The following is a 20,685-nucleotide window of genomic DNA, read 5'->3' on the forward strand; positions in this document are numbered from 1 at the left end:
CTTTCTTTTACTATTTTTCGTTTGGGGTGGAGCTTGGTTCAGTTTCTTACCGCTTTGCGTGCCAGCCGTCTGAACACTTCATCCATGTCTTTTGCCCCGAACTGCTCTTTTAAATGGTCCGGTGTATCCAATGCTTCTATTTTTCCGTCTACCATCATAGATATCCGGTTGCAATACTCTGCTTCGTCCATATAATGGGTGGTGACAAATATGGTAATCCCTCTTTCGGCAGCTTCATAAATCAGTTTCCAGAACTGACGGCGGGTGGCGGGGTCTACACCTCCGGTGGGTTCGTCCAAAAAGACAATTTTAGGATTGTGAAAGATGGCTACGGAAAAGGCAAGTTTCTGCTTCCAACCCAATGGAAGCGAACGAACCAATGTGTTCTTTTCATGTAGAAAGCCTAACTGTTCCAGCACTTTATCGGTCTTGACAGCAATTTCTTCATCGCTCATGCCATAGATGCCGGCATACAGGCGTATGTTTTCCCACACTTTCAGGTCCTCATACAAGGAGAACTTCTGGCTCATATATCCTATATTCTTTTTTACCAATTCATATTGCGTGGAGATATCAAATCCCGCCACGCTGCCTTTTCCGCTTGTTGGTCGGGAAAGCCCGCACAACATGCGCATAGCAGTAGTCTTTCCTGCACCATTGGCACCGAGAAAACCAAAAATCTCTCCGCGCTTCACTTGGAAAGAGATATGGTCTACAGCGGTGAAGTCACCAAACTTTTTAGTCAGGTTTTCTACTTGGATGGCATACTCGTCCGATGTCTTTTGTCCTTTGTGCTTCAATCCTTCGGGCGAAAGAATATGGCTGAACTGCTGCAAGATACGTTCGGGAGTATCGATTCCCTGTATCTCTCCTTCCCGGATAAAAGCGATGCGGTCACAGCATTTCATCTCATTCAGATAAGGAGTGGAAGCGATGATGGTAATTCCTTCTTTTTTCAGTTTCAGCAACATATCCCAAAACTCTTTTCGCGAGACGGGGTCTACGCCGGTGGTCGGTTCGTCTAAAAACAAAATAGAGGGTTTATGAATCAGGGCACAACTTAAGGCTAATTTCTGTTTCATACCTCCCGATAACTTTCCGGCACGCCGATGCTTGAACGGTTCTATTTGTCGATAGATGTCTTCCACAAGGGCATAGTTATCCCGGATGGTGGTATTGAAAAGAGTGGCAAAGAAAGTGAGGTTTTCTTCTACAGACAAGTCTTGGTATAAGGAAAAGTGTCCCGGCATATAGCCGGCCAGTCTACGGATGTCCTTATATTCCTTCATCACTTCATACCCGCACACGCGGGCTTCTCCTTTGTCGGCAAGTACAAGTGTGGTGAGGATGCGGAACAGAGTTGTCTTTCCCGAACCGTCCGGTCCGATTAATCCGAAGATTTCTCCCGGCTTTACATCAAAGCTGATATCTTTCAAAGCCTGTACCGAACCATAGCTTTTGCTTATCTGCCTGACAGAAACGATATTCTCCATTTTACTCTTTTTTTATTTCTCCATACATACCGATTTTTAGATAACCGTCATTCTTGACTGCTATCTTGATAGCATAAACCAAGTTGGCACGTTCATCTCTGGTCTGAATGGTTTTTGGGGTAAACTCCGATTTGTCCGAAATCCAGGTAATGACTCCCTCGTATTCACGTCGGTCGTCGTCACCCAAGTCGGAGAATACTTTCACTTTGTCGCCCAGCTTCAGTTGTGAGAGCTGGTCGGCGGTGATGTAGGCACGTAGAAACATATTCTGTATGTCGGCTACTTTAAAAAGAGGTTTGCCTGATATGGCGAGTTCTCCGGTTTCGGCATATTTAGCCAATACGGTTCCGTTAATGGGACTGCTGATACGGCATTTGTTCAATTGGTCCTCCAGTTGTGCCACTTGGATTTCATAAGCAGAACTCTCTTCCGTGACACTGGCGTTTCCCCGTTGGAGCGTAGAAATCTGTGCTTCCAGTTGCTTTTGCAGAACAGCTATCTGGGAGTCGATATCATCTATCTGCTTTTGTGTGGCGGCATTCTCTTTCAGCAAGTTTTCCGTACGCTTTTTCTCATATTCCGCTTTGCTGATTTGCTCTCTGGTAGCAGCAATCTGCTTATTGATATCCATACTTTTATGGGCAACGGCCTTACCGCTTGCCAGCAATTGCAATTTTTTCAGGTAAAGTTGTAAAGTGTCGATATATCCTACCTCTTTTCCGGCTTTCAGTCGCATGCCTTCTTCCACATTGAATTGCAGCAATTTTCCATTGCCTTCGGCCGACACAATGACTTCGGTAGCCTCAAAGGTACCGGATGCATCATAGTCTCCTTTACCGTTTCCGCAGGATGTCAATACAAGGAGAGTGGCTGCGAATAAAAGATAATATTTATTTGTTTTCATATTGGTTGGTTGTATTTTTAAGTTCGTAAATAGCCGATAACAGTTGTATCTCATGCAATACCTTTTCCTGCTTGGCCGAGTCTTCGGCGGTTACCTCGCGCAGCATTTCGGTGACGGTCAGTGTGCCGTTTGCTACCTTTGCCTGTGCCGATTTCTTTATGTTGTTTCGTAAGGCAATGATTTCATCATCGTTTTTCATCAACTCGCGGAGCTTTCTGATTTCGCTGTTGTTCTGAGTGACCTCAAGATGAGTGTTGAATAAGAAAGTTTCTTTCTGTACGTTCACATTTTCTTGGTCGAGGGCGATTTGATGGAATTCATTGCGACGGGTATATAGATTGCCGAAATTCCACGAAAGACGGACACCGGCCACGTAGTAGGCTGAAAATTCATTTTTCAGCATATTCAGTCCCGGATTACCATAAGCACCTTGTACGAACAAGCCCAGCCGGGGAAGATTTTTGGCAGAAAGTAATTTGCGGCGGGCTTCCAACTGATTGTTTTGTGCGGCAAAGAGGTTCAGTTCGGGCCGTCGTATTAACTCCGGAGTATAAGGTTCACCTCTATATAATAAGGTATCAACCCTCGGCTTTTTCAACGTGTTTCGGGTGAGGGGGGCACGATGGTTCATCATTGTCTGTAACATATCGCAATAAGCGCGATGGGAGGCTTCGAGGGCGTGGCGTTGTTGGATGGTATTCAGTTGTTCCACTTTAACGGCATCCAAATCAGCTTGGTTGGCTATTCCGTTTGCCATATATGCTTTTACATTATCGTAATTCCGTTGCAACTCTTCTTGCATGGATTGATTTTGATTCAGCTGTTCTTCCAAAAGCAGAATACCGAAAAACAATTGATTGACCCTTTCGTTGATAGCATACATATCTACTTCCAACTTCTGCTTGTCTGCCTCGGATGCAGCGCGGGTGACAGCTTTTTGTGCATGTATATTCCCTCCGTCCCACACTACTTGGTCCAGTTGGAGCATGGCTTGATACTGGTCTTTACGCATCCCACGAATGTCGATTCCAGGTAAGTCGAAAGGAATTTCCGTCACTTCTGATTGGTAGCTGGCTTTGGCTGATAACGACAGTTGTGGCAGATACCCTTTATTAGCATTGGAAATATTATATTCCTTTGTTTTCTCAATCAATCCGTATCGCTTTATTAAAGGATAGTGCTCTCGGGCCTGTTGCTGGCACTCTTCCAAGGTCAGTCCCTGAGCCCATAACATGGCGGTCGGGAGGATAAGTAGAAAGCTTGCCAAAATGAATAAATTTTTCATATCCTTAGTCTGCTTTATATGGTTTCTACATTTTCTTGTTTCCTTCGTTCAAGGTACTGATGATAGTCTTGGTTCAAGGATTGTTCAAGGTCTTTTGCCGCCAACTTGAATTTGAGGAGTGTTTTTAACAGCATTGTCGGTAAGCGCAAATGTATTTGGAATAATTTGAATAATCAAGAGAAAAAGAGGGGAGAAAGGTAGAAATAAGTTTTTTTATCTTTTAGAGCCTTGTTTAAAAATGGCTGAAGTCTTTTTATTACAAAGCTTCTGTATCAGTGGGGGCGTTCCTTGTAAAAAACGGAGTACACAGGGAATTGCTGAAGGCAGATTGTGAAGGGACTTGAAAAGCACGGATGAAGGGAGGATGAGGGGATGTACTGTCATTCTTAACCGATTGATTATCTGAATGTTTTAATTAAAATGTAAGGATGAACGGAAAAGAGGTGATGAGCGGCTTAATGAGGGGATAATCTCACCCGCCACTGCATGAAAAACATGCCGGGCTTTCTTAAAAAGGTGCTGAGGTTTTTTGAAAACATAAAGAGCTTTTTAGAAAACATACCGAGCTTTTTGGAAAACACAAAGGTCTTTTTGCAACATTCAGTGTGAGCTGTATATTCTTAAAAAACACGTACGTAGGCATCGGTCTACACATACGGTGGCATAAGCCCACACGTATATACGCATCGGGCTACACGTACGTACGCATAAGCCTGCACGTATATATGTCATTGTGTCAGGTTCCGTCTATATTCTGTGCCGGGATTTGGTCCGTTTGTCTCCGGAAGAAATGGTCAGTTTGGCAACTATAAGATTAGTATTGAGGAAAATTTAAACAGGCTCTAAGTTTGGTTAGCCCTTGTTTGATGTATTCCCGTTTCATATCTTCCGGTTTTAGCACGACATTATCATACATCAGCAGGTCAATATCCAGTTTAACAATTCCGGCCGCTTTATCTGTAGAGAGGCGTCCGCTCCGATGTTCCAATACTTTGAATAAATCATGAACCGCTCCCGGTGACAGTGCTGTGGTGAAGCTGGCCAACTGATTGCTGAAAGGAGAATGAAATCCGCTTCCGATGGCTTCTGTTTCCATAAGTTCGCCGAAATGAATATCGGGGAAGGCTTCACTCAGCGCTTTTCGTGCATCCGAAAGTTGTGTGAAACGGTTTGTGTTAGAGCCCATGCAAAGCAAACAGTAGTGTTCGTTCATAACATTTATTGCATTAATGCTGCAAAAGTAAGAAATGTTTTTGTACTTTTGCATGATTATATAAAAGAAATGGAACCATGAAATTTATCGGAATTATTCCTGCAAGATACGCCTCTACACGTTTTCCGGCTAAACCTTTAGCCCTTTTGGGAGGCAAACCCGTGATTCAAAGAGTTTATGAACAAGTGGCCGGCATCTTGGATGAGGCTTACGTGGCTACGGACGACGAGCGCATTGAAGCTGCAGTAAAGGCTTTCGGAGGCAAGGTCATTATGACTTCTGTTCATCATAAAAGTGGTACAGACCGGTGTTACGAAGCGTTTACCAAAGTGGGGCAGGGATATGATGTTGTCGTCAATATTCAGGGTGATGAACCCTTTATCCAGCGTTCGCAACTGGAGGCTGTCAAGGCTTGTTTTGATGACGCCTCAACGCAGATTGCCACTTTGGTGAAACCTTTCACTCCCGAAGACGGTTTTGCGGCATTGGAGAATGTGAACTCTCCCAAGGTGGTAGTCAACAAGAATATGAACGCGTTGTACTTCAGCCGCTCTATTATCCCTTATCAGCGTAATGCCGAAAAGCAGGATTGGCTGGCCGGACACACCTATTACAAGCATATCGGTCTTTACGCTTATCGTGCTGATGTGCTGAAGGAAATAACCTCTCTTCCGCAGTCTTCACTGGAACTGGCGGAATCGTTGGAGCAGCTTCGTTGGTTGGAGAACGGCTATACAATTAAGGTAGGTATCAGTGAGGTGGAAACGATAGGTATTGATACTCCTCAGGATTTGGCGCGTGCAGAAGAATTCTTAAACCGACAGGAGGCAAAGAACGCATGATTTTAGACAGAACGACTCCGCCGCCTATTCGCCAATTAAGCGAATTCAGTATCGCACTTCCGGAACGGAGAGTGATGAAAAACGGCATGCCGCTGAATATTATCAATGCCGGAACAGAAGATGTTGTCCGTTTCGATTTGTTGATTGGTGGCGGACAATGGCATCAGGAACAGCCTTTGCAGGCTATGTTCACTAATCGTATGTTGCGTGAGGGAACAGGACGTATGACTTCGGCACAAATTGCCGAAAAGCTGGATTATTATGGGGCTTGGCTGGAGCTTTCTTCTTCAGTGAATTATGGTTTTATCACACTTTATTCATTAAATAAGTATTTCTCTCGTACCTTGTCTGTCATTGCTGAAATGGTGAAAGCCCCGCTTTTCCCGGCAAAGGAACTTTCGGTAGTCGCAGACACCAACAAGCAGCAGTTCCTGGTCAATAGTACGCGTGTGGAAATGATTGCCCGTAAACAATTAAACCGTGCTTTGTTCGGTGCGGAACATCCTTTCGGACGCTATGCGGTGGCCGAAGATTACGACCGTATTACTCCTGAAGTGTTGCGCGAGTTTTATCAGAAATACTATCATTCGGGCAATTGTTCGGTCTATATATCAGGGAAAGTCACTCCTGATATTATCCGGAGTATCGAAGAGAACCTGGGCGATGATGCCTGGGGAGAGGTGAAGGACAAGCCTGTGATGCAGGCGGTGGCACCCCGAACCACTTCAGAAAAACATCTCTTTGTCGAGCGTGAAGATGCTTTGCAAAGCTCCCTCAAAATGGGAAGTTTTGTAATGGACCGCCAGCACCCTGATTTTTTGAAAGCAAGAGTGATGGTGACTTTGTTCGGAGGTTACTTTGGCAGTCGGTTGATGTCTAACATTCGTGAAGATAAAGGATATACTTACGGCATTGGGGCGGGAATCGTATCTTATCCCGATACCGGTATTTTAATTATCAGTACCGAAGCGGCGAATGAATACATTAATTCCATTATTGTCGAAGTTTATCGTGAAATGGATAAACTCTGCAATGAATTGGTGCCGCAGGGTGAACTGGAGATGGTGAAGAACTACATGCTGGGCGATTTATGTCGTTCGTATGAAGGTCCGTTCTCACTGTCGGATGCATGGATTTATATTGAAACGGCAGGGCTGGACGATAAGTTCTTTATCCGTTCGCTGGATGCCATCCGTGGAATCACGAGGGAGGAAATACAGAGATTGGCACAGGCGTACTTCTGCAAAGAAAACTTAATAGAGGTCGTTGCGGGTAAAAAAGTGTAATAACCTGCAACGCTGAAAGCAGAAAGTAGTATCTTTGACTTGTCTTATCTATTATCTAGAAACGAACCAATGAAGAAATACGCATATATATTATTGATTTTGGCTTCGGTCAGCACAATGGCTACCGCCCAAATAAAGATAGGCAACTATTCTTTTAAGGATGGGAGCGAGTATACAGGAGAACTGAAAGGCCGTAAGCCTAACGGAAAAGGAAAAACAGTCTTCAAGAATGGCGACATTTATGAAGGTCAGTATATAAAAGGAAAGCGTGAAGGTGACGGAACCTATACATTTCACGACGGAGAGAAATACGTGGGACAGTGGTATCAGGACCAGCAGCACGGTAACGGCACTTTCTATTTTATGAACAACAATCGTTATGAAGGTATGTGGTACACCGATTACCAGCAAGGCGAGGGTACGATGTATTATTATAATGGCGACATCTATGTAGGCAATTGGTTTCAAGACCAGCGCAGCGGAAAAGGCACTTATACGTGGAAAGCCGGCGCGCAATACGTGGGTGAGTGGAAGAATGATAAGAAAAACGGTGAAGGTACGATGGTATGGCCCGATAAATCAAAATACGAAGGACAATGGAAGGATGATATGCGTGACGGAAAAGGTACCTTTGTATATGTAAATGGCGATAAATACGTAGGCGATTGGAAAACAGATGTGCAGGATGGCAAAGGCATTTATTATTTCCATAGCGGAGACCGTTATGAAGGTGATTATGTAGATGGCGAGCGTACAGGTGAGGGCATTTATTATCATAAAAACGGTGATAAGTATGTCGGCACATTCAAAAATGGGGAACAACACGGAACAGGTACATTTACCTGGGCAAACGGTGCTGTGTATGATGGTCAATGGGTTAATAACCAGCGTAATGGCAAAGGTCATTATGTTTGGGCCAACGGCGATGAATATGAAGGCGACTGGAAGAACAATATGGCTGATGGTGAAGGAGTCCTCCAAATGAAAGACGGAAGTTGTTATAAAGGCCATTTCTCTAAAGGGAAGGAAGATGGCAAAGGTGTGCTGGTGGATAAAAACGGCGTACGTTTTGACGGATTCTTCAAACAGGGAAAGAAACACGGCGCTTTTGTCGAAACAGATAAAGACGGAAAGATTATCCGTAAAGGCGTATATAAATTTGGAACATTGGATGCCTCTCAAAAATAAGAATATGTTAGACTTAGAACAAATTACCAAAAAAGTACGTGAAATAGCACTCCAAGGGGGTGCTTTTCTTCGCAATGAGCGTAGCAGTTTCGACCGTGGCAGAGTGGAAAAGAAGAACGCCCATGATTATGTGTCTTATGTGGACAAGGAATCGGAGCGCAGAATTGTAGCGCAATTGCGCGAATTGCTACCCGAAGCGGGCTTCATTGCCGAAGAAGGTTCAGGCAGTCTGACTGATGAAGAGTATTGCTGGTTGGTAGATCCGCTGGACGGAACCACTAACTTTATCCATAATAATGCGCCCTACTGTGTCAGTATTGCTTTGAGAAACCGAGAAGAATTGCTGGTAGGAGTGGTATATGAAGTGTGTCGTGACGAACTCTACTGGACATACAAAGGCTCGCCGTCTTATCTGAATGGCAGAGAAATCCGTGTGTCGGATATAGCAGACATGGATGAGGCTTTCGTTGCGTTAGGCTTTCCGTATAATTCTCAATCTTATAAGCCGCTAGCCGAACATATAGTGCATACACTTTATGGTAATGTGGGCGGCCTTCGTCTTCAGGGGGCTGCGGCTGCAGAACTGTGCTATGTGGCAGCCGGACGTTTTGAAGCCCGTATAGAAGGGCTACTTGGCCCATGGGATATTGCTGCCGGTTCAATAATCTTGATGAATGCAGGTGGAAAAGTGACCGATTACAGTGGAGGAGAAGACTTCTATAACGGCCGTGAGGTGCTTGCAACCAATGGAAAGCTGCATAATGAATTTTTGAAGATAGTAAGAAAAAGATAAATACTTTGCTTTTTTCTAGTTCGTTACAAATATATATCGTATATTTGTCAAGTAAACGTGTGACAAATAGAACATGGATATATCTATTATCTTTCAATTTTTAAAGGAACTGGCTGCAAACAACAACCGTGAGTGGTTTCAGGCGCATAAAGAAGAGTATTTGAGAGCGCAGGCTGAATTTGAACAATTATTGACAGCTGTTATCGCCCGAATCTCTTTGTTTGATGATAGTATCCGAGGTATAGAAGCCAAGGACTGCACTTACCGTATTTATCGCGATACTCGTTTTTCGGCGGATAAGACTCCTTACAAAATACATTTCGGCGGCTATATCAATGCCCATGGCAAGAAATCGGATCATTGCGGCTATTACCTTCATCTGGAAAATGGGCACAGTATGCTTGCGGGAGGGAGTCTTTGTCTCGATTCTAAAGTGCTGAAAGCCGTTAGACAGGCGGTATATGATAATATAGAGGAGTATAGAGCCATTGTAGAAGACCCTGCTTTCAAGCGCTATTTCCCGGTTATCGGCGAAACACATCTGAAAACAGCTCCTAAAGGATTCCCTAAAGATTTTGAATATATAGATTATCTGAAGTGCAAGGAGTTTACGTGCGCTTACATGGTGCCCGATGAGTTTTTCATGGCACCCCACCTGATGGATAACGTGGAGGACGTCTTCAAGCAGTTGAAGCGTTTTGCTGATTTCACGAACTTCACCATTGACGATTTTGAATGATAGAGAGTAATATTAACCATCAAAATATAAAATTATGGTAGTAGACAAATTTGAAAATTTGGAAAAGTATGCTTCATTAAATCCCTTGTTTGCAGAGGCAATCAAGTTTTTGAAGACAACCAATTTGAATGCTCAGGAATTGGGAAAAGTAAAACTTCAGGGTGATGACCTGGTGGTTAACTTTTCGCAAACCAACCCCAAAACTAAAGAAGAAGCTAAATTGGAAACGCATAATCGTTTCATTGATATACAGATGCCTTTGTCGGGAGTAGAAGTAATGGGATACACTCCGCGCGAGGATTTGCCTGAAACTGAATATAATGCTGATAAAGATATTTCTTTTTACCAAGGATTGGCGGAAAGCTATATCCCTGTAAAGCCGGGAATGTTTGCAATCTTCTTTCCTCAAGACGCGCATGCGCCGGGAATTACACCGGATGGCGTGAAAAAAGTAATCGTAAAAATATTGGTATAAAATAAAAGAAATGACTAACAGTATTAATTATCATATTATGGAAAATACAACTCCCAAATTAGGAATTATCGAAAGTGATCCATGGCTGGAACCTTATTCGGCTGCCATTGAAGGACGTCACCAGCACGCAATCGACAAAGAACTTGAATTGACAAACGGTAAATCAACACTTTCTGACTTTGCGACCGGTTATCTTTATTTCGGTCTGCACCGTACTAAAAGGGGATGGGCGTTCCGCGAATGGGCACCGAATGCGAAAGAAATCTATATTATTGGAGATTTCAATGATTGGAAAGAACACGGTGATTTTCGGATGTATCGTGTGAAGAACTCTCCGGGAGTGTGGGAAGTGGAACTCAATCCTAATGCCGTAAAGCATGGTGATTTGTATAAATTGAAAGTCCGTTGGCACGGTGGTGAAGGCGAGCGTATTCCCGCTTGGGCCACTCGTGTCGTTCAGGATGAACAGACAAAGATATTCAGTGCTCAGGTTTGGGCGCCGGAAAAACCTTATAAATTCAGAAAAAAGGTATTCCGTGCCAAAATAGATCCATTGATGATTTATGAATGTCACATTGGTATGGCCCAGAATGAGGAGAGGGTAGGTACTTATAACGAATTCCGCGAAAAAATATTGCCTAGAGTAGCGGCTGATGGCTATACTTGTATTCAGATTATGGCTATTCAGGAACATCCTTACTATGGAAGTTTCGGCTATCATGTATCCAGTTTCTTTGCTCCATCTTCTCGTTTTGGTACTCCCGAAGAACTGAAAGAACTGATTGATACAGCTCACAGAATGGGTATCGCTGTTATTATGGATATCGTTCACTCTCATGCCGTTAAGAATGAAGTGGAAGGACTTGGCAACTTTGCCGGAGACCCGAATCAATACTTCTATCCCGGTGCGCGTCGTGAACATCCGGCATGGGATTCATTGTGCTTCGATTACGGCAAGAATGAGGTTATACATTTCTTGTTGTCCAACTGTAAATATTGGTTGGAAGAGTTTCATTTCGATGGCTTCCGTTTTGATGGTGTGACTTCCATGCTGTATTACAGTCACGGTTTGGGTGAAGCATTCTGTAATTATGGTGATTACTTTAACGGTAATCAGGACGATAACGCAATTTGTTATCTGACCTTGGCCAATAAGCTGATTCATCAGGTGAACTCCAAAGCTATTACTATTGCTGAAGAAGTATCGGGTATGCCGGGACTGGCTGCACCTTATCAAGACGGAGGATACGGCTTCGATTACCGTATGGCTATGAATATTCCTGATTATTGGATTAAGACAATCAAAGAAAAGATAGACGAAGACTGGAAACCGAGCAGTATGTTCTGGGAAGTGACCAACCGCCGCAAAGACGAGAAAACTATTTCGTATGCCGAAAGTCACGATCAGGCTTTGGTAGGAGACAAAACAATTATATTCCGTCTGATAGATGCCGATATGTATTGGCATTTCCAGAAAGGGGACGAAAATTATAACGTGCATCGCGGTATTGCCCTGCATAAGATGATTCGCTTGTTGACGGCATCTACCATCAATGGCGGTTATCTGAACTTTATGGGCAATGAATTCGGTCATCCTGAATGGATTGACTTCCCGCGTGAGGGTAACGGATGGTCACACAAATATGCACGCCGCCAATGGAACTTGGTAGATAATAAAGACCTGTGTTACCATTACTTGGGTGATTTTGATTCGGCCATGATACACACTCTCAGAGAAATGAAAAACATACAGGACGCTCCGGTGATTGAAATATGGCATAATGACAATGACCAAGTATTGGCATACCGTCGTAAAAATAATATCTTCGTATTCAATTTCAGCCCGACTCAGTCGTTTACGGATTACGGCTTCCTGGTTCCTTACGGGGCATACGAGGTAGTTCTCAATACCGATGCGAAAGAGTTTGGAGGTTTTGGCCTGGCAGACGATAGCATACGTCATCTGACCAACTTTGACCCTCTTTATAAAAGAGAAGGAAAAGAATGGCTGAAACTGTATATTCCGGCTCGTTCGGCGGTGGTTTTGAAAAAAGTGAAAGAATAACTTTATATGAGTAGCAATACCAATTTATCCTATAAGAGAGCCGTCCGCATCCTCACGGGTGCGTGCGGTCTTCTTTTCTCCGCTTTCAGTTTCATATATCTCTATCTGTTTCAGAATGATGTATTGGGAGCATTGCACTATTCGTTGTCTCAGGGAAAGACCCATTATTCGCCTTTGGCGGGAGCCGTTATCATTACACTTGTTTTATTGATATTCAGATGGGGAATAAATGGTTTGTTGGGGTTGAAAGGTCCGGTAAGGTCACTTTCGTATTTTCCCTCCTGTCTGTTGCTAGGTGTGCTGACGGATGTGGATTATTCTCTTTACCACGGAGGAAATTTTGCGGATAAATGGTTATGGTTGCTGCCTCTTCTACTTATTATATATGTGGGAGTCGTTTTTGCTCTCCGAAGGATACTACGTCATTGGTTAGACCATGAAGGCTCTGTGGTCGGACTGATTAACTCTAATCTGGCCATCTTGTTGGCACTGTGTCTGATGACGGCTTGCATCGGCAATTCGGATATCAACTTTCATCACGAACTGGCTATAGAAAGTGCTATCCGCAAGAAGGACTATAATGTCGCACGCAGAGTGGGTTACGAATCGTTAGATCCCAGCCGTACGCTGACTGTACTTCGGACATACGCTCTGTCACGTGAAGGAACGATGGGAGACCATTTGTTTGAATATCCTCAACACTATGGTTCGGACGGATTGTTGTTTGCTTCGTTTTCGCAAGAAACTTTGCGGATGAATGCAGATAGTTTGTATAATTATTTGGGAGCCAAACCGCGAGCCACAGAAAGCACGACTGATTTTCTGGCTCGCATCTGCCGGGATGAGGTGGGCAAACATACAGCATTGGATTATTATCTGAACGCTCTGCTGCTCGACAAAAAGCTTGATAGATTTGCTTCTGTCGTGGAAGACAACTTCTTTGAGCAAGATACATTACCCCGTTACTACCGCGAGGCGATTCTGCTCTATAAGCAATCGCATCCTGCTTATCCACGTGTATTGAATGATACGTTGATGATACAACGTCTGCAAGAATTTGATAAACTTCAAAAAGAATATACTTCACCGATAGAGCGGAAGAACCGTATGCGACGCAAATTTGGCGATACCTATTGGTGGTATTACCGTTATCAATAATATTTTTGGGAAATCATTGGTACTTTCCCATGCTTTTTTACTACTTTTGCAGACTCTAAAAAGGAATGTAAAAATAACAATATAGCAATGGCAGTAGAATTAAAAGAACTTACCAAAAGAAGCGAGAATTATTCTCAGTGGTATAATGATTTGGTGGTAAAGGCAGATTTGGCCGAACAATCACCTGTGCGCGGATGTATGGTTATCAAGCCTTACGGATACGCCATTTGGGAAAAGATGCAGCGTCAGTTGGACGACATGTTTAAAGAAACAGGACATGTTAACGCCTATTTCCCGTTGCTGATTCCTAAATCCTACCTTAGCCGTGAAGCCGAACACGTAGAGGGCTTTGCCAAAGAATGTGCAGTGGTGACTCACTATCGACTGAAGAATGCGGAAGATGGTTCGGGAGTTATTGTTGACCCGGCTGCTAAGCTGGAAGAAGAACTGATTATCCGTCCTACTTCGGAAACAATTATTTGGAGTACATATAAGAACTGGATAAACTCATACCGTGACCTTCCCATCCTGTGCAATCAATGGGCAAATGTAATGCGCTGGGAAATGCGTACCCGTTTGTTTCTTCGCACAGCAGAGTTCTTGTGGCAAGAAGGTCATACAGCCCATGCAACTCGTGAAGAAGCAGAAGCGGAAGCACAAAAGATGCTGCATGTTTATGGTGATTTCGCAGAGAAATATATGGCTGTTCCGGTTGTCAAGGGTGTGAAATCGGCCAACGAACGCTTTGCCGGCGCACTTGATACTTATACCATCGAAGGTCTGATGCAAGACGGAAAAGCATTGCAATGCGGTACTTCTCACTTCTTGGGACAGAACTTTGCAAAAGCATTCAATGTTCAGTTTGTTGATAAGAATAATAAACTGGATTATGTTTGGGCCACTTCATGGGGGGTATCTACTCGTTTGATGGGTGCGTTGATTATGACTCACTCGGATGATAACGGTTTGGTGTTGCCACCGCATTTGGCTCCGATTCAGGTAGTTATCGTTCCTATTTACAAGAACGACGAAATGCTGAAGAAGATTGATGCCAAGATAGAAGGTATCGTGAAGAAGCTGAAGGCGATGGGCATCTCGGTGAAGTATGACAACGCCGACAACAAGCGTCCGGGCTTTAAATTTGCCGATTACGAGCTTAAAGGTGTACCCGTCCGTTTGGTAATGGGCGGCCGTGACCTCGAAAACAATACCATGGAAGTGATGCGCCGCGATACGTTGGAAAAAGAAACTCGTTCATGCGACGGTATCGAAGAGTACGTGCAGAACTTGTTGGAAGATATTCAGAATAACATCTATCAGAAAGCATTGAACTATCGTAACAGTCATATCGTAAAGGTGGATTCATACGATGAGTTTAAAGAACAAATAGAAAAAGGCGGTTTTATTTTGGCTCATTGGGACGGAACTCCTGAGACGGAAGACCGCATTAAAGAAGAGACAAAGGCAACAATCCGTTGTCTGCCTTTTGATGCAGATGAAGAAAGCCTTACTCCGGGCAAATGTATGGTAACCGGCAAACCATCTGCTCGCCGTGTACTCTTTGCTAGAGCTTATTGATTTTTTTAGTCTAAAAATAGGGAAGGTCGGCTGCAGTGAATGCTACCGACCTTTTTATTCTTTGGGAAATGATTGAAGTAGAAAATTTATCTATCAACTTTGGCGACTTGTTGCTTTTCAGGCACCTCAACCTACATGTAAATCGGGGGGAGAGCGTTTGCGTTTGCGGTGACTCGGGCAGTGGAAAGACTTCATTACTGAAGGCTATTCTGGGATTTGTACCTATAAATGAAGGAGTTATCAGGGTAGATGGGGTAGAGATGACTTCCCGAAGTGCCGATTCCGTCCGACGGAAAATAGCATGGATTCCACAAGAGCTTGCCCTGCCGTCCGAATGGGTAAGTGATATGGTGCGTATGCCTTTCGAGTTGAAAGCCAATCGCGAAACAGGCTTTTGCATGGAGCATTTGTTGGATAATTTTGCCTTGCTGGGCTTGGAAGAGGAGCTTTACCACAAGCGTGTGCACGAGGTGTCGGGGGGACAAAGGCAACGGATTATGCTGGCAGTTACCGGGTTGCTCAATAAATCGGTACTGATTGTAGATGAACCGACCTCAGCACTCGACCCCAGTTCTTGCGAGCGTGTGATAGATTTCTTTAAAAGCCTGTGCGGTAAGGGAATGACAGTTTTGGCGGTCTCTCACGATAAGCAGTTTGCCGCCGGTTGCGACCATATATTTAACCTATAATAAAACGTGTATAGATGGGAACGATAGATATAGATTACACCAGCCTGGGAGTAGGATTGTTGCTTTTACTGATTCCTGTTTACTTCTTGTGGCGTTTTAAGACGGGGCTACTGAAACCTATTCTAACCGGTGCCGTGCGAATGATAATTCAGTTGTTTTTTATCGGTGTCTATCTCCGCTTTCTGTTTGAGTGGAACAATCCTTTTATTAATTGCTTGTGGGTAATTATTATGGTGGGCGTGGCAGCCGAAACTGCAGTTACCCGCACTCACCTGAAACGTCATATTCTAATGATTCCCATCTCCGTGGGCTTCTTGGTAACAGTGGTATTGGTGGGGCTTTACTTCCTGGGATTCGTACTTCGACTGGATAACATCTTCAGTGCTCAATATTTCATTCCAGTATTCGGCATTATTATGGGTAATATGCTGGGAGTGAACGTGATTGGCCTTAATACCTACTATGCTGGTTTGAAGCGCGAGCAACAACTTTACTATTACTTGTTGGGCAACGGTGCTACCCGTAGTGAGGCCATTGCCCCTTTCATTCGTCAGGCTTTAATAAAAGCATTCAGTCCCGGTATAGCTAATATGGCTGTGACAGGCTTGGTGGCACTTCCCGGAACTATGATTGGACAGATATTAGGTGGAAGTTCGCCTCATGTAGCCATTAAATATCAGATAATGATAGTGGTGATAACTGTTGCCTCCTCTATGCTTTCACTGATGATTACCATTATGTTGGCTTCCCGAAAGTCTTTTGATTCCTACGGTCGCTTGCTGCAAGTGCACAAAGAGGGAAAGCGAAAATAAGGTCTTCTGACAAATATTATTCCAATATGACAGATAAAGAACAAATATGGTGTAGGATAGCCAAAATGGAGACTCCCGGTTTTTTTATCACCGCAGACATCATGCGTGAAGGAAGTTCGGAACTGAATGGGCTGGAAGTGTTTATCGAAGAGAAAATAATACAGATACGACAGGGTGTCACAGGTCGGAAATTTACTTTTCAGGAAGGGGAGTGGCGTCTCCATCTCACTTTTTTTCCTACCGACCGTGTGGTAGATGAGCGTTATGCCCTAAAGAATAAGTTTATCAAACAGAGAAAATAATCTTGCACGTTTTATTGGTTTTATTATCTCGTAAACTTGTTTACTGCCGTTGCTTTTCAGCGAAATTACCCTTTGCGCAGAATTATTTTATGCAGGAAATGGTCTTCGTAGTAGTCCACAAGATATATAACCGAATCATTTTCTGTAGCACATCCCGAAAAGAAACCACGACAAGCAGATAATTTCCTTTGATATAGATACCCAATTCCCGATTCTCGATTGTCATGTCAAGCGGAATCTGTTCAATGGAACGGATGGCTCCTGTGGTGAAATCAGACTTGCTGAACTCTACTATATTGTTTTCTGACATTGCCGGATAACTTATTCCCGAAAGCAAAATGCGGGAATTGGACTGGGATTTGTCGGACGATTTGTTTCCGCATCCCATCAGTAGTCCAATCGTTAGGGTTGCCAGTAGAAAATATAAAGTGATGCTTCGCATAGTCATATATATAGTAGTGTTGGTTCAGAAGGTTTATACTTTGAGATGAGAACAAATATAGAAATTTTCTTCGATTATTTTCGTTTCATCAAGAAAAAAATGTATCTTTGCATTCAAATTTTCTCAAAGGAATGAAAATTAAAGAAGTAATTGGTGCCCTTGAAAGGTTCGCGCCTCTGCCTTTGCAAGACGGTTTTGATAATGCCGGACTGCAAATCGGACTGACAGAAGCGGAAGCAACAGGGGCTTTGTTGTGTCTGGACGTTACTGAAGCCGTTGTAGATGAAGCAGTGATGTTGGGATACAATCTCATTGTGTCACATCATCCGCTTATTTTCAAAGGATATAAATCGATTACGGGACGAGATTATGTGGAACGTTGTATCCTGAAAGCTATCAGGAACGATATTGCTATTTATTCGGCTCATACCAATTTGGATAATGCTCCGGGTGGAGTGAACTTCAAGATTGCCGAGAAAATCGGTTTGAAGAATATCCGTATACTCGAACCTAAACAGGAATGTCTGCTGAAATTGGTTACTTTTGTTCCTTGTGCACAAGCTGATGAAGTAAGAAAAGCATTGGCAGAAGCCGGATGTGGATGTATAGGCAACTATGATTCATGTAGTTATAATGTGGAGGGCGAGGGGATTTTCCGTGCGTTGAAAGGGGCAAATCCATTTTGCGGAGAGGTGGGCGAACTGCATAAAGAGCCCGAAATACGCATTGAGACAATTCTTCCCGATTTTAAGAAGGCGACTGTCATAAAAGCTCTGCTGGATGCTCATCCTTATGAGGAGCCTGCATTTGATTTCTATCCGTTGAAAAACGATTGGGCTCAGGCGGGAGCCGGAATCATAGGAGAGTTGGAGGAGCCCGAAACGGAGCTGGAGTTTCTGAAAAGCATCAAGAAAACTTTTGAGGTGGGGTGTGTGAAGCATACCCATTTATCGGGACGTCTGATTCGGACTGTAGCTTTATGTGGTGGAGCAGGCGCATTTTTATTGCCTCGTGCGGTCGGTAAAGCAGATGTTTTTATTACCGGTGAGGTGAAGTATCATGACTATTTCAATTATGAGAATGATATTTTGATAGCTGAAATAGGGCATTATGAGAGTGAACAATATACAAAAGAAATATTTTATTCAATCATACGGGAAATGTTTCCGGCACTGGAAGTCCAGATGACGCGGGTAAACACCAATCCCATTAAATATTTGTAAGAAGAACTATGGCTAGAGAAGCAAAGAAAGACCCGAGTGAATTGACGGTAGAAGAGAAGTTGAAAGCTTTATACCAGTTGCAGACCATGGTGTCCGAAATCGATAAGATTAAGACACTGAGAGGTGAACTTCCTCTTGAAGTACAAGACCTTGAAGACGAAGTAGCAGGTTTGAGTACCCGTATCGAAAAGATAAAAGCTGAAATAGAAGAGCTGAAATCAAACATTGCCACAAAGAAGATTGAGATTGAAACGGCTAAGAACTCTGTTGAGAAATATAAATCTCAGCAAGATAATGTACGCAATAACCGTGAATATGATGTGCTAACCAAAGAAATCGAATTCCAGTCATTGGAGATTGAACTCTGTGAGAAGCGTATTAAAGAATATACAGCTGCTGAGAAGACCAAGAATGAGGAAATCGAACAAAGCAATGAGGCTTTGGAAGAAAGAAAGAAAGACTTGGATGCAAAGAAGGCAGAACTGGAAGAAATTGTTTCTGAAACCAAGCAGGAGGAAGAAAAGCTCCGTGAAAAGGCTAAAGTGCTTGAGACTACTATCGAACCTCGTTTGTTGCAGGCATTTAAACGTATCCGCAAGAATTCTCGTAATGGCTTGGGTATCGTTTATGTACAACGCGATGCTTGCGGTGGTTGTTTTAACAAAATTCCGCCTCAGAAGCAGTTGGATATCCGTATGCGTAAGAAGATTATCGTTTGCGAATATTGTGGTCGTATCATGATTGACCCTGAATTGGCAGGTGTGGTAGCAGAACAACACTTGGAATCTGTAAAGAAATAAGTTTTTTATTTATTGTTAATATTGAACGGATTGCATGGAACTTACTGTCACCGATGTGACAGTTCTGTTTTGTGCAATCCGTATTTTTATCTCTATTTCTCTCCCCCTGCTACAGTTGGGAATAAGATGGAATTTCGGGTAAGAAAACGTAACTTTGTGTGTCGTAGTCGATTTGGCAGCAATAATGGCTCAGACCGTTGCTCACAATGAGATATTTCACTCTCAGCACCATGTTATAGCGCGTTATCTGGTCAAACACCGCTTGTGTTATTTCTATATGGGGGGCTTTGTACTCCACAATCAGTTTTGCATTCAGATTCTTATCATACAACACGGTGTCGCAACGCTTCTTTGTTCCGTTCAAGTCCAATTGTATCTCGTTGGCAAGTAATCCTTTAGGATAACCTTTATAATCCGTCAGAAAGTGAACAAAATGCTGTCTTACCCATTCTTCGGGAGTAAGGGCGACATATCTTTTTCGGAGCGTATCGAAAATAACATTTTTTCCGTTGCGCTGTGCTATTTTAGCTTCGTAGGATGGTAAGTTTAATGATAACATTTAGTAAATTTGCATAAGTATAATCCGGTATAACCGGCACAAAAATACAAAAGATTATGAAAACAAAAGAGGAAATTGTAGCAAACTGGCTTCCTCGCTACACAAAAAGAAGCCTGGAAGATTTCGGAGAGTATATACTTCTGACCAATTTCAATAAATATGTGGAGTTGTTTGCCGAGAAATTCGGCGTTCCGGTGTTGGGACGTGATGCCAATATGATATCTGCCAGTGCAGAGGGGATGACCATCATTAACTTTGGAATGGGAAGCCCTAATGCGGCCATTATTATGGATTTGCTGGGTGCCATTCAGCCCAAGGCATGTCTCTTTCTTGGAAAATGTGGAGGGATAGATAAGAAAAATAAGTTAGGCGATTTGATTCTGCCGATAGCTGCCATCCGTGGAGAAGGAACTTCTAATGACTATTATCCGCCCGAAGTTCCTGCATTACCGGCATTTATGTTGCAACGTGCTGTTTCGTCTGCCATTCGTGATCATGCCCGTGATTATTGGACAGGGACTGTATATACCACTAACCGGCGCATTTGGGAACATGATGAAGAGTTCAAGAAGTATCTTCTTAAGACTCGCGCCATGTGTGTGGATATGGAGACAGCCACATTGTTTACTACCGGTTTTTATAATCATATTCCTACCGGTGCATTGCTTTTGGTGTCAGATCAACCGATGATTCCGGAAGGGGTGAAAACTGACAAGAGCGACAACATTGTAACGCAACAGTTCGTGAAGGAGCACGTAGAGATTGGCATTGCTTCCATGCGTATGATTATTGATGAAAAGAAGACGGTTAAGCACTTGAAATTTGACTGGTAATTTTAC

Annotated in this window: 21 protein-coding genes; 15 read left to right on the plus strand and 6 right to left on the minus strand. The window is 43.3% G+C overall.

Annotation, left to right across the window (positions count from 1 at the left end; all coding sequences use genetic code 11):
* Positions 1-38: 38 nt before the first annotated feature.
* The 4 genes from IR173_RS09170 to IR173_RS09185 form a co-directional block, all read right to left on the minus strand.
* On the minus strand, positions 39-1,493 hold the full coding sequence (locus tag IR173_RS09170; RefSeq protein WP_237039349.1) for an ATP-binding cassette domain-containing protein: 1,455 nt from the start codon (positions 1,491-1,493) through the stop codon (positions 39-41).
* A gap of 1 nt (position 1,494) precedes the next feature.
* Entirely contained in the window at positions 1,495-2,397 is a 903-nt protein-coding gene (locus IR173_RS09175; RefSeq protein WP_117462819.1) for an HlyD family secretion protein, read from the minus strand.
* Positions 2,384-3,682 carry a TolC family protein gene (locus tag IR173_RS09180; RefSeq protein WP_237039350.1) on the minus strand — a complete coding sequence of 433 codons (1,299 nt, stop codon included), beginning with the start codon at positions 3,680-3,682 and terminating at the stop codon, positions 2,384-2,386. The genes IR173_RS09175 and IR173_RS09180 overlap by 14 nt, the downstream gene beginning before the upstream one ends.
* 814 nt (positions 3,683-4,496) lie before the next feature.
* Positions 4,497-4,895, minus strand: coding sequence for a 2-amino-4-hydroxy-6-hydroxymethyldihydropteridine diphosphokinase (locus IR173_RS09185; RefSeq protein WP_237039351.1), 399 nt, complete (start codon positions 4,893-4,895; stop codon positions 4,497-4,499).
* Between the two features lie 77 nt (positions 4,896-4,972).
* Between IR173_RS09185 and kdsB the strand changes: the two genes are divergently transcribed.
* From kdsB to IR173_RS09245, 12 genes are all read left to right on the plus strand, one after another.
* Positions 4,973-5,737 (plus strand): 3-deoxy-manno-octulosonate cytidylyltransferase, encoded by a 765-nt coding sequence (gene kdsB, locus IR173_RS09190; protein ID WP_237039352.1) that lies wholly within the window; start codon positions 4,973-4,975, stop codon positions 5,735-5,737.
* On the plus strand, positions 5,737-7,023 hold the full coding sequence (locus IR173_RS09195) for a M16 family metallopeptidase (RefSeq protein ID WP_237039397.1): 1,287 nt from the start codon (positions 5,737-5,739) through the stop codon (positions 7,021-7,023). The genes kdsB and IR173_RS09195 overlap by 1 nt, the downstream gene beginning before the upstream one ends.
* Positions 7,024-7,092: 69 nt before the next feature.
* On the plus strand, positions 7,093-8,211 hold the full coding sequence (locus tag IR173_RS09200; protein ID WP_237039353.1) for an MORN repeat-containing protein: 1,119 nt from the start codon (positions 7,093-7,095) through the stop codon (positions 8,209-8,211).
* A gap of 4 nt (positions 8,212-8,215) precedes the next feature.
* Positions 8,216-9,004, plus strand: coding sequence for an inositol monophosphatase family protein (locus tag IR173_RS09205; protein WP_237039354.1), 789 nt, complete (start codon positions 8,216-8,218; stop codon positions 9,002-9,004).
* Positions 9,005-9,077: 73 nt separating this feature from the next.
* Positions 9,078-9,743, plus strand: a complete 666-nt coding sequence (locus IR173_RS09210) for a DUF2461 domain-containing protein (RefSeq protein ID WP_237039355.1) — start codon at positions 9,078-9,080, stop codon at positions 9,741-9,743.
* A gap of 34 nt (positions 9,744-9,777) precedes the next feature.
* On the plus strand, positions 9,778-10,218 hold the full coding sequence (locus IR173_RS09215; protein ID WP_237039356.1) for a YhcH/YjgK/YiaL family protein: 441 nt from the start codon (positions 9,778-9,780) through the stop codon (positions 10,216-10,218).
* 37 nt (positions 10,219-10,255) lie between these two features.
* Positions 10,256-12,283: an alpha amylase C-terminal domain-containing protein gene (locus IR173_RS09220; RefSeq protein WP_237039398.1), complete on the plus strand. Its 2,028-nt coding sequence runs from the start codon at positions 10,256-10,258 to the stop codon at positions 12,281-12,283.
* A 6-nt stretch (positions 12,284-12,289) separates the two neighbouring features.
* Positions 12,290-13,441 carry a DUF6057 family protein gene (locus tag IR173_RS09225; protein ID WP_237039357.1) on the plus strand — a complete coding sequence of 384 codons (1,152 nt, stop codon included), beginning with the start codon at positions 12,290-12,292 and terminating at the stop codon, positions 13,439-13,441.
* A gap of 87 nt (positions 13,442-13,528) precedes the next feature.
* Positions 13,529-15,019, plus strand: a complete 1,491-nt coding sequence (proS, locus tag IR173_RS09230) for a proline--tRNA ligase (RefSeq protein WP_237039358.1) — start codon at positions 13,529-13,531, stop codon at positions 15,017-15,019.
* Between the two features lie 68 nt (positions 15,020-15,087).
* Complete coding sequence (locus tag IR173_RS09235) at positions 15,088-15,708, plus strand: ABC transporter ATP-binding protein (RefSeq protein ID WP_237039359.1); 621 nt, start codon at positions 15,088-15,090, stop codon at positions 15,706-15,708.
* A 14-nt stretch (positions 15,709-15,722) separates the two neighbouring features.
* A complete protein-coding gene (locus IR173_RS09240; RefSeq protein ID WP_237039360.1) occupies positions 15,723-16,520 on the plus strand; it encodes an ABC transporter permease in 798 nt (265 codons plus the stop codon).
* A gap of 26 nt (positions 16,521-16,546) precedes the next feature.
* Positions 16,547-16,822, plus strand: a complete 276-nt coding sequence (locus tag IR173_RS09245) for a hypothetical protein (RefSeq protein ID WP_237039361.1) — start codon at positions 16,547-16,549, stop codon at positions 16,820-16,822.
* An 82-nt stretch (positions 16,823-16,904) separates the two neighbouring features.
* Here IR173_RS09245 and IR173_RS09250 read toward each other — a convergent pair whose 3' ends face one another.
* The gene (locus IR173_RS09250; protein WP_237039362.1) at positions 16,905-17,270 is read right to left on the minus strand and encodes a hypothetical protein; all 366 of its coding nucleotides are present in this window, start codon (positions 17,268-17,270) and stop codon (positions 16,905-16,907) included.
* Between the two features lie 125 nt (positions 17,271-17,395).
* On the opposite strand from IR173_RS09250, the gene IR173_RS09255 reads away from it, so the two are divergent.
* Positions 17,396-18,487, plus strand: a complete 1,092-nt coding sequence (locus IR173_RS09255) for a Nif3-like dinuclear metal center hexameric protein (RefSeq protein WP_237039363.1) — start codon at positions 17,396-17,398, stop codon at positions 18,485-18,487.
* 8 nt (positions 18,488-18,495) lie between these two features.
* Complete coding sequence (locus IR173_RS09260; protein WP_237039364.1) at positions 18,496-19,287, plus strand: zinc ribbon domain-containing protein; 792 nt, start codon at positions 18,496-18,498, stop codon at positions 19,285-19,287.
* Between the two features lie 109 nt (positions 19,288-19,396).
* On the opposite strand, the gene IR173_RS09265 is transcribed toward IR173_RS09260, so the two are convergent.
* A complete protein-coding gene (locus tag IR173_RS09265) occupies positions 19,397-19,846 on the minus strand; it encodes a type I restriction enzyme HsdR N-terminal domain-containing protein (RefSeq protein ID WP_237039365.1) in 450 nt (149 codons plus the stop codon).
* Positions 19,847-19,902: 56 nt separating this feature from the next.
* On the opposite strand from IR173_RS09265, the gene IR173_RS09270 reads away from it, so the two are divergent.
* Entirely contained in the window at positions 19,903-20,679 is a 777-nt protein-coding gene (locus tag IR173_RS09270; protein ID WP_005938774.1) for an AMP nucleosidase, read from the plus strand.
* The last annotated feature ends 6 nt before the right edge of the window (positions 20,680-20,685 follow it).

The sequence above is a fragment of the Phocaeicola faecalis genome, from assembly GCF_021730445.1.
Lineage (GTDB): Bacteria > Bacteroidota > Bacteroidia > Bacteroidales > Bacteroidaceae > Phocaeicola > Phocaeicola faecalis.

What these genes read in the sequence shown, in the direction of transcription:
- IR173_RS09170 (WP_237039349.1), bottom strand. Translation starts at nt 1,493, where the DNA reads ATGGAGAATATCGTTTCTGTCAGGCAGATAAGCAAAAGCTATGGTTCG.
- IR173_RS09175 (WP_117462819.1), bottom strand. Translation starts at nt 2,397, where the DNA reads ATGAAAACAAATAAATATTATCTTTTATTCGCAGCCACTCTCCTTGTA.
- IR173_RS09180 (WP_237039350.1), bottom strand. Translation starts at nt 3,682, where the DNA reads ATGAAAAATTTATTCATTTTGGCAAGCTTTCTACTTATCCTCCCGACC.
- IR173_RS09185 (WP_237039351.1), bottom strand. Translation starts at nt 4,895, where the DNA reads ATGAACGAACACTACTGTTTGCTTTGCATGGGCTCTAACACAAACCGT.
- kdsB (WP_237039352.1), top strand. Translation starts at nt 4,973, where the DNA reads ATGAAATTTATCGGAATTATTCCTGCAAGATACGCCTCTACACGTTTT.
- IR173_RS09200 (WP_237039353.1), top strand. Translation starts at nt 7,093, where the DNA reads ATGAAGAAATACGCATATATATTATTGATTTTGGCTTCGGTCAGCACA.
- IR173_RS09205 (WP_237039354.1), top strand. Translation starts at nt 8,216, where the DNA reads ATGTTAGACTTAGAACAAATTACCAAAAAAGTACGTGAAATAGCACTC.
- IR173_RS09210 (WP_237039355.1), top strand. Translation starts at nt 9,078, where the DNA reads ATGGATATATCTATTATCTTTCAATTTTTAAAGGAACTGGCTGCAAAC.
- IR173_RS09215 (WP_237039356.1), top strand. Translation starts at nt 9,778, where the DNA reads ATGGTAGTAGACAAATTTGAAAATTTGGAAAAGTATGCTTCATTAAAT.
- IR173_RS09220 (WP_237039398.1), top strand. Translation starts at nt 10,256, where the DNA reads ATGGAAAATACAACTCCCAAATTAGGAATTATCGAAAGTGATCCATGG.
- IR173_RS09225 (WP_237039357.1), top strand. Translation starts at nt 12,290, where the DNA reads ATGAGTAGCAATACCAATTTATCCTATAAGAGAGCCGTCCGCATCCTC.
- proS (WP_237039358.1), top strand. Translation starts at nt 13,529, where the DNA reads ATGGCAGTAGAATTAAAAGAACTTACCAAAAGAAGCGAGAATTATTCT.
- IR173_RS09235 (WP_237039359.1), top strand. Translation starts at nt 15,088, where the DNA reads ATGATTGAAGTAGAAAATTTATCTATCAACTTTGGCGACTTGTTGCTT.
- IR173_RS09240 (WP_237039360.1), top strand. Translation starts at nt 15,723, where the DNA reads ATGGGAACGATAGATATAGATTACACCAGCCTGGGAGTAGGATTGTTG.
- IR173_RS09245 (WP_237039361.1), top strand. Translation starts at nt 16,547, where the DNA reads ATGACAGATAAAGAACAAATATGGTGTAGGATAGCCAAAATGGAGACT.
- IR173_RS09250 (WP_237039362.1), bottom strand. Translation starts at nt 17,270, where the DNA reads ATGACTATGCGAAGCATCACTTTATATTTTCTACTGGCAACCCTAACG.
- IR173_RS09255 (WP_237039363.1), top strand. Translation starts at nt 17,396, where the DNA reads ATGAAAATTAAAGAAGTAATTGGTGCCCTTGAAAGGTTCGCGCCTCTG.
- IR173_RS09260 (WP_237039364.1), top strand. Translation starts at nt 18,496, where the DNA reads ATGGCTAGAGAAGCAAAGAAAGACCCGAGTGAATTGACGGTAGAAGAG.
- IR173_RS09265 (WP_237039365.1), bottom strand. Translation starts at nt 19,846, where the DNA reads ATGTTATCATTAAACTTACCATCCTACGAAGCTAAAATAGCACAGCGC.
- IR173_RS09270 (WP_005938774.1), top strand. Translation starts at nt 19,903, where the DNA reads ATGAAAACAAAAGAGGAAATTGTAGCAAACTGGCTTCCTCGCTACACA.